This window comes from Posidoniimonas corsicana, from assembly GCF_007859765.1.
Taxonomy (GTDB): Bacteria; Planctomycetota; Planctomycetia; order Pirellulales; family Lacipirellulaceae; genus Posidoniimonas; species Posidoniimonas corsicana.
The window spans coordinates 805351-816650 of record NZ_SIHJ01000001.1 but is presented as its reverse complement, the minus strand read 5'-3'; the positions used below and the strand labels follow the sequence as shown (position 1 = coordinate 816650).

At 69.5% G+C, this 11300-nt stretch carries 7 protein-coding genes; 3 read left to right on the top strand and 4 right to left on the bottom strand.

The features are described from left to right. Positions 1 to 61 precede the first annotated feature (61 nt). Positions 62 to 1315 carry a pectate lyase gene (gene pelA / locus KOR34_RS02965; protein ID WP_146562079.1) on the top strand — a complete coding sequence of 418 codons (1254 nt, stop codon included), beginning with the start codon at positions 62 to 64 and terminating at the stop codon, positions 1313 to 1315. A gap of 10 nt (positions 1316 to 1325) precedes the next feature. Here the strand turns inward: pelA and KOR34_RS02960 are convergent, their stop codons facing one another. The 3 genes from KOR34_RS02960 to KOR34_RS02950 form a co-directional block, all read right to left on the bottom strand. Then, positions 1326 to 1850 carry a GNAT family N-acetyltransferase gene (locus KOR34_RS02960; protein ID WP_146562078.1) on the bottom strand — a complete coding sequence of 175 codons (525 nt, stop codon included), beginning with the start codon at positions 1848 to 1850 and terminating at the stop codon, positions 1326 to 1328. Between the two features lie 36 nt (positions 1851 to 1886). Then, positions 1887 to 3839 carry a preprotein translocase subunit SecA gene (locus KOR34_RS02955; protein WP_146562077.1) on the bottom strand — a complete coding sequence of 651 codons (1953 nt, stop codon included), beginning with the start codon at positions 3837 to 3839 and terminating at the stop codon, positions 1887 to 1889. Positions 3840 to 3964: 125 nt separating this feature from the next. Next, a complete protein-coding gene (locus tag KOR34_RS02950; RefSeq protein WP_146562075.1) occupies positions 3965 to 4756 on the bottom strand; it encodes a hypothetical protein in 792 nt (263 codons plus the stop codon). Positions 4757 to 5109: 353 nt separating this feature from the next. On the opposite strand from KOR34_RS02950, the gene KOR34_RS02945 reads away from it, so the two are divergent. Both KOR34_RS02945 and KOR34_RS02940 read left to right on the top strand, forming a co-directional pair. Next, positions 5110 to 8913 carry a hypothetical protein gene (locus tag KOR34_RS02945; RefSeq protein WP_146562073.1) on the top strand — a complete coding sequence of 1268 codons (3804 nt, stop codon included), beginning with the start codon at positions 5110 to 5112 and terminating at the stop codon, positions 8911 to 8913. 23 nt (positions 8914 to 8936) lie between these two features. After that, on the top strand, positions 8937 to 10220 hold the full coding sequence (locus tag KOR34_RS02940) for a hypothetical protein (RefSeq protein WP_146562071.1): 1284 nt from the start codon (positions 8937 to 8939) through the stop codon (positions 10218 to 10220). On the opposite strand, the gene KOR34_RS02935 is transcribed toward KOR34_RS02940, so the two are convergent. Then, the gene (locus tag KOR34_RS02935; protein ID WP_228714482.1) at positions 10210 to 11277 is read right to left on the bottom strand and encodes a tRNA dihydrouridine synthase; all 1068 of its coding nucleotides are present in this window, start codon (positions 11275 to 11277) and stop codon (positions 10210 to 10212) included. The genes KOR34_RS02940 and KOR34_RS02935 overlap by 11 nt on opposite strands. Positions 11278 to 11300 lie beyond the last annotated feature (23 nt).

Below are 11300 nucleotides of genomic sequence, written 5' to 3'. Positions count from 1 at the left end.
TAGGCCTGCCGTGGCTCTGCTGAACGCCGCGCACCACTCTCCTCTTGCTCTTGAGACCAAGATGATTGCTCGAACTTCGCTCGCTGTATTGACGGTTGGGTTTGGTCTGGCGTTGGCCGGTGAGTCCCGCGTTGGCGCGGAGCCAGTCACGCAGCAGCGGGTGGCGGGGCTCGAATCGTCTGAGCAGCAAGCGTGGCTGGCGTACCTGAAGCGTTCGGAGTCCCTCGCCAAGCAGGACGCCGACGCGCTGGCAGCCGAGGTCACCGCCGCAGGAATTGCGCAGGCCAAGCGTGCGCCATCGGGCGGCGACTTCAAGCTCTCGGCCAAGCTGGGCGACCCATGGTTCGCCTCTCCGGAGGCGGCCGAGCTGGTCGGCGTTGTGCTTTCCTACCAAACCCCTTCGGGGGGCTGGTCGAAGCACACCGGTTACAGCCACGGCCCGCGTGAGCCGGGGATGCAATGGACATCGCAGAACGAGCCGGGAAGCTCCGCACACTACCTGGCAACCTTCGACAATCGGTCGACAACCGAGCAGCTTAACTTTTTGGCCGGCGTCTGGCAGGCGACCGGCCGCCAAGAGTGCGCCGACGCCTTTGTCAAAGGGCTCCACTACGTGCTGGCGGCCCAGTATCCCAATGGTGGCTGGCCGCAGGTCTACCCGCTTGAGGGCGACTACCACGATTCGATCACCTTCAACGACGACGCCATGACCCACGTGCTCGAGCTGCTGCACGGCGTGGCGAGCAGCGAGCCGAGCTACGCGTTTGTCACCGAGGCCGACCGACAAGCGGCCGCCGCGGCGCTGGAGCGAGGCTTCAACTGCGTGCGGGCGATGCAGATCAACGTGGAGGGCCAGCGGACCGCCTGGTGCGCCCAGCACGACGCCCTCACCCTCCAGCCGGTCGCCGCGCGGGCGATGGAGCCCGCCACGCTGGCCAGCGTCGAGAGCGCGCGGCTGCTGAAGTTCCTGATGGGCGTCCCCGCCCCGTCGCCGGAGCTGCAGGAAGTGATCGAGGGGGGCTTGGCGTGGCTCGACCGCGTCCAGGTGACCGATGTCGTGAAGACCAAACGCGATGGCAAGACGGTCTACGTGAAAGACCCCGCGTCGACGGATGTCTATTGGGCCAGGTTCTACCGGCTCGAGAACAGCGAGCCGGTGTTCCCGGGTCGCGACGGCGTGCTCTACGCAACCTTCGAGGAGATGGCCGCCAACAACCGCTTGGGGTACGACTTCTACTCCACCATCCCGGGGAGCATCGTGAAGAACGGCCAGAAGAAGTGGCGGAAGATGCTGGCTAAGCAGGCGCCACGCTGAGGCCGCTGCGTTACGTCACGTCGGGCCGGATGATCGAGTAGCTGACCGCGTCGTGCCACCTGCCGTGCAGCAGAAGCCGCCGCCGCAGCACGCCTTCCCGCACAGACATAACTCGTTCGGCGATCCTTTGGCTTGGCTTGTTCTCCACCGACGCGACGATCTCCAGCCGCACGAGATCGGTGTGCGAGAAAGCCCAGCTGGCGAGCTGCAGCACCGCCTGCGTGGCGTGGCCACGGCCGGTCTCCGAGCTGCGGACCCAGTAGCCAAGATTGCAGCGGCGGTTGTTCTGATCGAGCTCGTTGAGGCCACAGCCTCCTAGCAGCCGGCCGTCCTCCGACTCGATGGCGAACGAGTACTCTTCGCCTCGGTCGAACCGCTCGCGCTGCTGTCGGATATAGGACTCGGCCTCGTCGAGGGTGTGACCGCGATGGCACCACGGCAGCCAGGGCCCGACCTCTGCAACGGACTCGAGCGCGGCCTCATTCAGCGGTACGGAATGCTTGGGGGCGTAGCGGCGGATGCGGACGCTGGACATGGCGGTCTAGCGGAAGGCGCCCGTACGCGAGAGTTGTTAACCCGGTGAGTCAAGATACGGGTCTTGGCTCATCGCCCGCTGCACCTTCTGGCGTTCCTTGTCGTGGTAGAGCAGGATCTTGCGGTCGCGGAAGTGTCGGCGTTCGATCTTGGCCTGGGCCCGGTAGAACAGCGACTCGTAGCCCGACAGCGGGCCAAGCTTACCGGCGCCGATCGCCTTCATCCGCTCGGCCTTCTTGGGGCCGAAGCCCTGGCGGAGGATCTCGTCGTCCAGCGACAGGAACTGGCGGTAGGCGCCCGGGTCGCCCTGGCGGCCGCAGCGGCCGACCAGCTGGCGGTCGATCCGACGGCTCTCGTGCAGCTCGGTGCAGATGACGTACAGCCCGCCCAGCTCGTGCACGCCCTCACCCAGTCGGATGTCCGTTCCGCGGCCGGCCATGTTGGTGGCGACCGTCACCTTGCCCTGCTTGCCCGCCTCGGCGACGATCTCCGCCTCGCGCGCCACGTGCCGGGCGTTGAGCACGGTCGCTTCGACGCCGCGCTCCTCGAGCAGCGCGGCGAGCGTCTCGCTCTTGTCGATCGACCGCGTGCCGATCAGCACCGGGCGGCCGGAGGCGTGCTGCTCGACGACGTCGTCCGCGATCGCCAGCCACTTCTGCTCCGCCGAGCCGAACACCAGCGTGGGCATCTGCTTGCGGATCGGCGGCCGGTTGGTCGGGATCGGCGTGACGTGCACCTCGTAGATCTTCGACAGCTCGCGGGCCGAGGTGCTGGCCGTGCCGGTCATGCCCGACAGGCGGTGGTAGCGGAGGAACAGGTCCTGGATCGTGATGCGGGCCGCCTGGTTGGTCTCGAACGTGACCTCGACGCCCTCGCGGGCCTCGATCGCCTGGTGCAGGCCCGCCCGCCACTTGCGGCCCTCGGACAAACGGCCGGTGAACTCGTCGACGATCACGATCTCGCCGTCCCGCACGATGTAGTGCCGGTCGCGGATCATCTCACGCTCGACCTTCACCGCCCGCTCGACGTACTCGTAGATCTCGGCCAGCGGCAGGCGGTCCATGGCCGGCGGCTTCTGCAGCTCGCGGACCAGCCGCCGCCCGCCCAGGTTGAGGTCGACCCGCTTCTCTTTGTCTTCCCAGTCGTAGTGCGTGTCCTCCTCGAACCGCGGGGCCACCTCGGCCGCCCAGGTGTAGGCTTCGGCGGCGATCTCCTCATCCTCGCCGGGGGCGGCGCTGATGATCAGCGGCGTGCGGGCCTCGTCGATCAGGATGCTGTCGGCCTCGTCGACCAGCATGAAGTGCAGGTCGCCCTGCACGGGCTTCTCGCTGTCCGCGCCGCGGCTGCCGAGCATCTCGCCGAACAGGTCGCGCTCGCCCTCGCTGATGCGGCGTTTCAGCAGCCGGTCGCGCAGGAAGTCGAACCCCATCTCGTTGGCGGTGCCGTAGGTGACGTCGCACGCGTACGCCTTGCGGCGTTGGTCCGGAGCCTGCTGCTGCTGGATCACGCCGATCGACATCCCCAGCGCGTTGTAGACCGGCTCCATCAGCTCGGCGTCACGGGCGGCGAGGTAGTCGTTGACCGTCGAGAGGTGAGCGCCCTTGCCGTCGAGCGCGGCCAGGTACATCGGCAGCGTGGCGGTGAGTGTCTTTCCCTCGCCGGTCTGCATCTCGATGATCGAGCCGTGGTGCGCGGCGGCGCCGCCCAGCAGCTGCACGTCGAAGTGCCGCATGTTCTTGGTGCGGCGGCCGGCCTCGCGCACCAGCGCGAAGCCCTCCACCAGCAGCCGGTCGAGGGGCTCGCCGCTGCGGGCGCGGTACCGCAGCGAGAGGCTCTCCTTGCGGAGGTCGTAGTCGCTGAGCTTCTGCAGCTCCGGCTCCCGCGCGGCGATCGCGGGCAGGCAGGCCGCCCACTTGGCGAGCCGCCTGCGCAGCGGGCCGCCGACGAAACGCTGGATCTGACGCGATGAGCCGGTAGGGACTGTCGACACGGGGCAGCGTTCGCCGGACGAGATGCTGGGCCTGGGGAGTTTCCCTCAATCCTAGGTCATGCGGGCGGGCGTGGGAACTGCTCGCCCGCGGTCGAGCCCGGGGCGGTCTGGTGGGTGTGTGCGGCTTAGAACACGCTAGGGGTGTCCGGCGTGGGCGTGCTGCGCGGCGTCGCCCCGCGGGGCTGAAAGCCATCGCCGACGGACGCCGCCGCGGGGGCTGGGGCCAAGGGGTAAGCGCCAGCGGGCGGCAGCTCGGTAACCTGGACCTGCCCGGTCGGACCGGCGGGCGCGGTTGGCGTTGTGTAGCTCGCGGGGGTCGCGTAGCCGGGCAGACGCACGCGTGGCGCACTTGGGTAGGTGGAAACGTAACTTGCCTGCGAGACCTGCGACGCCGCCGGCTGTGCCGGCATCGCTGCGGCGGCGGGCGGCGCACCCGCGGCCCACGCGAGCGCCGGTTCGGGCTCGATCGGCGAGAACTCTGGGCTGGGGATCGCTGGCTCCTGCATTGGCGTTTGGGCCGCGAACGTGGGCGGTGGTGGTGGGGTCGCCCCGGCTGCGTTGGCCGCGGGAGCGGGGGCCGCGAATCGCAGTGGCTGGTTGTCCGCCGGCAGGCCAATGGCGCCCTGCGGCGTAGACGCGAGCGACGCGTAAGCCGGCGGCGGAGCGGCCGCTGCTGCGGCGGCGTACTGCGGCGCAGGAGCCGCGGCGAAAGTGGCCGGGGGCGGCGCATCAACGGCGCCCTGGTAGTAGGGCTGGGCTGCCGCGGGCGTTGCCAACCGTGTCGCCGGCGGCGGGACGGTCGCGGCCGGCGCCGCGGCCACGAACGGGTTCGTGGCGACGCCTTGCTGGTTCTGGCAGCCGGCAACGGCCAGCGTCAGCAGACCGACGCAGCCGGCGATGTATTTCTTGGGGGGCATGTCGCGGTTCCTTTTCGCCTGGAACCCGCGTTCCGGGTGCGCGGGGGGGCTTGAGGGGGAGCTAGCGAGCGGCAGAGGTTAGGGGCGCCAGCGGGCTGTGTAAAGGTCGATGGCGGTGCGGCGCGCCCTCACGCGGTGCTAGCGTGCTGCCGGGCGGGGCGGGCTGCAATTGGGTCGATCGCTATAGCGTGCTTGCGTCGACGTAAGTAGAATCCGGCACTTGTGTTGAATCGGTCCCAAGGATGGGGCCTCAGCCACGGGCCGACTGCCGGCCCAAGTGAGGACAAGGAAGTCCGATGCCGCACCGGTGTAGCGCTGAGTACCGGCGCCTAAACCGAACTGCGAGACGGCCTTTGGCGGCCGGCATCACCCTCTGCGCACTAACGCTCGCGCTCCTCGGCGCCGTCCCGGTTGCCTCCGCTCAAGAAGAGTCCACCGCCCAGCCCACGGCCGACCCGGGCGAGGCCGTCGAGCTCCGCCTGCGGGTCTATTGGGAAGCCGGGCAGTCGGGCGTTGGCTGGAGTGGCGTCGCGTCACTCGAAGGCGGCGTGCTCTCGGCCCCGCGTCCGTGGGGAGGGAGGGCCGACTCGCCGACGATCGCCCAACAGAACGGCGACACGGTGGTGATCTCCGCCGGCAGCCCACGGCCGAGCGGCGGCTTTGATGTGACAGCGAGGGGACCGTCGGACGCGGTCCTCAAGATCGAGCTCAACTCCCCTGGCCAGCCGCCAATAACCACGGAAGTTGCGCTGCAGGACGTGGCCGCGAAACCTTTTCAGGGCACGCTGTCCGACGCGGGGGGCACGCTGCGGGTTTATCGCGCCGCCGCCGATGTGCTGCGGGTGCGAAGCGACCGACCAGGGTTCATCTTCTCGCCGGGTGAGGCGTTCTCGTTCGACGTTGAGGCGGCGATGGCCGGGTTTCCGGCGCACTCGCCAATCGACCTGCAGGCCGAGCTCTCCGCCGGCCGCGGCGGCGACGCGATCGAGTCGGTTGTGCAGCGCGCGACGGCCGACGCCAGCGGCGGCTGCGGCGGCGCCCTATCGCTGACCATGCCGCAGGTCGAGGGCGTGTACACCGTTCGGCTCAGCGCCCGCCGGCCGTCTGGGTTTATGCGTGGCTGGGGCAAGGGCGCCAGCAAGCCGCTGGCCGAGCGGACGTTTCAGGTTGTGGTCTGGGACGAGAACCGCGTGACCCGCCTGACCGCCGAAGGTCCTACCGTGGTGGAGATCGACCCGACTAATTCGCGTTGGTGGCAACGGATGCCGGAGTGGAAGTGGACCCGCCGGGTGCCGTGGCTGCCGAAGGGGCCGCTCGGCAGCGAGCCGGCGGAAGTCGCCACGACCGAGTCCGGTAGGTGGGTGCGTCTGGCGGGCGCCGACGACCCCAATCAGGTCCGCTGGCAGGCCTACCCACTCCCAATCGACCGCCCGGGCGAGCCCCACCTGCTGGAGATCGAGGCGCCGGACTCCTCACCGCAGTCGCTGGACCTCGCGTTGTTCGACCGTGACGCGATTGGCCGCGCCGCCCCACTGGGCGACTCGCTGTCCGCCGCCACCGGTGGGGGCCGTGGAAAAAGCAGCGCGGAGGTCGTCGTCATCCGCCGGCTATTCTGGCCGAAGACGGACTCGCCGATGCTGGTGGTCAGCAACTCGGGCCAGACGGACGCGATGTTTGGCAAGGTGCGCGTCCGTTCGCTCGCCCACGAGGCGGGCGTCGCGACGAGTCGGAGCGAACGACCGCTGCCCGCCTGCTTCGCCGACGGCCAGCTCACGCGGCTGCTGGGCGCGACGCAGATGCCCTCGTCCGATGGCCGTTACGTGTACGAGGACTGGAGCTGCTTCTACGACACCGCGACCCGCCTGGCCGACTACGTCGAGCACGCCGGCTTCAACGGCGCAGTGGTGACGGTCGCTACCGCTGAAGGGACGCTCTACCCGACCGCCGTGCTGGGCAATCAGGCCGGGCTCGACTGGCAGGGAGTCGCGACCGGCGTGGTGGACGTCCCCAGGAAGGACCTGATCGAGTTGCTGCTGCGGGAGTTCGATCGTCGCGGGTTGAAGCTGACGCTGGCGATGGACCTGGCGTCGGCCATGCCCGCCGTCGAGGCCGCGCGGCGGGCCGGGGACGCGTCGGTCGAGCTCCTCGACACCGCCGGCCTTAGAGCGGGCGAAGGGCCCGTGCAGTACAACCCCCTTAACGCCAGCGTGCGGCAGGAGCTGGTCCGCGCGGTCGCCGAGCTCGCCGGCAAGTGCCGGGGGCACGAGTCGTTCGCGGGCGTCGCGGTGCGTCTCAGCCCCCGCTGCCATGCGGCGCTCCCGGGCGAACTCATGGGCGCGGACGAGGCGACCGTCGACGCGTTCCTCTCGGCGCGGCAGCTCAGCTGGCCGGCCGAAACGGCCCGCACCCCCGAGTACGTCCGCCGGGCATTGGGCGGCGCCCTCAGCGGGCCGTGGCGCGAGTGGCGGGCGGCGTCGATGGCTTCGCTCTACGGCGAGATGGCGCGAGAGGTCGCGGCCGCGGAACCCTCCGCCAACCTGCACCTGCTGATCGACGGTCTGCTGGACGACGACTCCGGGCGGGACGCGCTGCGGCCCCGGCTCGAGCAGCGGATCTCGCTCGACTCGCTGCTCCTGCGGCGCGGCGTCGACCGTCAGCTGCTGGCCACGCCACCCAATCTAGTGGTCGTTTCTCCACGCTACGCCGACCTGTCGTCCCAGCTCAACTACGCCGCCCTGGCGATGCAGCAGAACACGCTGTTGTGGACCGACTCCCCACGGGCCGAGCCGCTAGAGGCCTCGGCCCTGCTCCACTCAAAGCGTCTGGCAGGCCTGCCCGGGTTCAAGGCCCGCAGCCCGTTTGGGGCCGACCGGACGTTCACCGCCACCACACTGCAGCGGATCGCGTTCGGACGCCAGGCGACGGCCGCCGCCGTGTCGCTGCTGAGCAAAGCGCCGGTGGGAGAAGTCTGGGAGGACGCCACCGCCCTCACGTTGTCGGAAGAGCGGCGGACGCTGCGCCAGCTAGCACGCCAAACCCCCGCCGAGGGCGACGCCCGCGTCGCATCCGCCAGCCAGCCGCTCGCCGGCTGGACGCTGTCCGACGACAAGGGCGTCTGCCTGCTGGCGGCGAACCCGAGCGACTGGCCTCTGTCGGCGACCTTCACGCTCGACGCGCCGGGATCGAGTTCGGTGCAGAGGGTGGCGGCCGACGCCGAATCCTCCACGCCCATCGCGCGGATCGACGCCGGCAAGCACCTGCTGCCGCTGGACCTGCCGGCCCACGGGGTGGCCGTCTACCGCTTCGACAGCCGCGACGTCGCGGTGACCGGCGTGCGGCTCGAGGAGCAGACCGACGCGCTTGAAACGCTGGGGGATGAGGTCGAGCAACTAGGCCTGCGGGACCTCAACGCCAAGTCGACGTTCGACGGCTGCGCAAATCTCTCATTCGAGGAGGTCGCCGCCGACGGGTTGCCGGCGGGCTGGTCCCGGGTAAGCGAGGACGACCAGGGCGTCGTGTCCGCCACGACCGACGGGGCGGTGGACGGGGAGTCGAGCGTGTCGATCACGGCGGGTCCGACCGTGGTGCGGCTAGCCAGCACGCCGTTCACCCCGCCCGAGACACGGCAGCTCGTGATGACCTTCTTCGTGCGGGCAAAGCGCAAGTCGGGAGACAGCAGCCTGACCATCCGCTACCTCACCGGAAGCACCGAGGACGAGCTGTTCACGACCATCAGCGCCGAGACGCTGGCCAAGGAAGATAGCTGGCGGCAGTTTGTGTTCGCCGAGGACCTGCCGCTCGGCGCCGCGACGCCGATGAGGATCGTGTTCGACGCCAAGAACGTTGAGGTGTCGATTGACAAGCTGGAGCTGCACGCGTTGTCGTTCCCGTTAGATTACGAGCTCGGCCCCGAGGCCCGCCGTCAGCGCCTGGCGCTGGTCAACGTGCTGCAGTCCGCCAAGGCGGCGCTCGCGGATGGTCGCGTGACCGATTGTCAGGACACGCTCGACGGCTACTGGGCGCAGTTCCTGCAGCGGCACACGCCGCTTGTCGAGCGGCAGGCGCCGGTCCTGGCCGAGGACGAGAAGTCCAACGAGGAAGAGGCGCCCCGCACCACACGCGGGTGGAAGGCCTACCTGCCCGGATTCCTGCGCTAGGCCGGTTGGCCTATGCTGGCGTCGTGGACACGCAGCCGCCCCCGATCGACGACGCCCAGGCAACGCTCCGTCGCCAACGCCTGGTGTGGCTGTGGGCCTTGGCGACCCCGCTGCTGATCGGCGCAACCTGGCCGCTCTGGTGCGGCCGGACCGCGTTGCCCTCCATCCCAGCGCTGTCGCTGCTGACGCCGGCGCCCATGTTCGCCGAGTACGTCCTCTTGGGCGCGGTAGCCTGGGGGACACTGTGCGTTGTCAGGGGCAAGCAGGCGGCCGGGCTCGCGTACGGGTGCGTGGGCTTGGCGGGGCTGATGCTGTTCGATCAGCTCCGCTGGCAGCCGTGGGCCTACCATCTGCTAGTGATGGGCTCGGTCCTGCTGTTGTCGCCTCCTTGGCTGGCAGTGGCGCTGTTGCGTGTGCTGGCGGTGAGCGTGTACCTCTACTCGGCCATTGCGAAGCTCGACTTCGCGTTCGCGTCGACCCTCGGCCGGCAGATGCTCGAGGCGGCGGCCGGCTTGGTTGGGCTGGAGATTGCTGGCTGGCCGCGTTGGCTGTTGCTCTCGCTGGCGCTGGCGATGCCGGTCGCCGAGGCGGTTGCGGGCCTGCTGCTTGCCTGGCGGCGGACGCGGACCGCGGGCCTTTTGCTGGCGATTTTCATGCACCTGTCGGCATTCGTCGCGCTCGGCCCGCTCGGACTGAACCATCGTCCCGGCGTGCTGCTGTGGAATCTGGTGTTCCCGGCGCACCTGTGGTTGTTGTTCGGCCCGATCAAGTCAGCGGCCGGTGAGAGCCTGCCGGCTGAGCCGAGCACCGCGGTGGCGCCGAGGTGGTCTGCCAAGGTGGCGATTGCCATCGTCGGGTTCGCCGTGATGGGACCGCTGACTCGGCCGCTGGGCGTGTGGGATCGCTGGCCGTCGTGGGGGCTGTACGCCCCGGGCGGCGAACGGACCGAGGTGTTGGTGCGGGCCAGCGTGCTAGAGCGGCTCCCCGACACGCTGCGTGCCGACGAGGTCGATGAGTCTTCGGGCGATGCCGGCTGGCGTCGGTTGCGGCTGGATGAGTGGTCGCTCGATCAATCGTTGGCGCCTCTCTACCCGCAACGCCGCACCACGCTGGCGATCGTCCGCGAGCTCGACCGGGCCGCGCTGCTCGGCGGCGCGCTCCGGGTGGAGCTGTTGTCCGCCGCGGACCGCTTCTCGGGCGAACGCAGCAGCGAGAGCCTCCACGGCATCGCCGAGGTCGAGGAGTACGCCCGTCGATACTGGCTAAACACCAGGACGCGGACTTTGCCGTCGCCCGCTAGACGCTGAGCGCGGCCTCGCTCGCCAGCGGGTTCGGCTCTTCGACCTCCGGGTGAACGCCCGGCAGGTCGTCCGAGTACCACTTGTCGAGGATCTCCATCCACGCACCCGGCTGTTTGACGCGGCAGAAGTCGGCGCGGACCTCGGCGTGCAGCGGGTGGAGCTTGGAGTACTTGATGGCGAACTTGCGCATGTCGGGCACGCACCGCTCGGCGCCGTACAGCTCCTCGGCCAGTCGGTAGTGCTCGGCGATCACGTCGCGCTGCTCGTGCAGCGAGGGTGGGTCTGGCAGCGGCTGGCCCGCCGCCAACGCGCGCGCCTGCTGGAAGATCCACGGGTTGCCGATCGCCCCGCGGGCGACCGTCACGCCGTCGACGCCGGTGTACTCCATCATGTCTAGGCAAGATTGAGCGGTGAACAGGTCGCCGCTGCCCAGCACCACCCGGTCGCCGGCGTGCTGCTTCAGCTCGCGGAGGAATTCCCACCGGGAGGGGCCGTCGTACCGCTGCATGACGGTCCGACCGTGCACGGTGGTCGCCGCGACGCCAATCTCGTAGGCGCGGTCGAAGATGTGGAAGAAGTTGTCACGGCTCTCGGGCGTGTCGTCGATCCCCCGCCGCATCTTGACGGTCACGGGGATGTGGTCGGGCACGGTGTCGCGGACCGTCTGGATGATCTCCAAAGCCACGTCCGGCTGGCTGAGGTGGTAGCCGCCGCGGCAGCGGCCCAGCACCTTCTTTACCGGGCAGCCGAAGTTGATATCGATCACGTCGAACCCGGCCTCGACCATCCGCTCAGCCGCGGGGCCGAATATGGCGGGGTCGGCGCCCATAAGTTGGCCACCGACCGGGTGCTCTTCCTCGGCGATGTGCAGGAAGTGACGCGTCTTGCGGCGTGGCTTGAGCTCGGCCACGAACTTGTCGAGCATCACCTCGCACAGGGTGTACGGGGCGCCGTGGCGGCGGGCGATGCGCCGCATAGGGCCATCGCTGTAGCCGCTGAGGGCGGCTTGAACCACAGGGAAGTCGAGCGCGATCGGACCGATGTTGAGGGGCGGGAGCTGCATCTGACCCATTCTGACGACAGGCG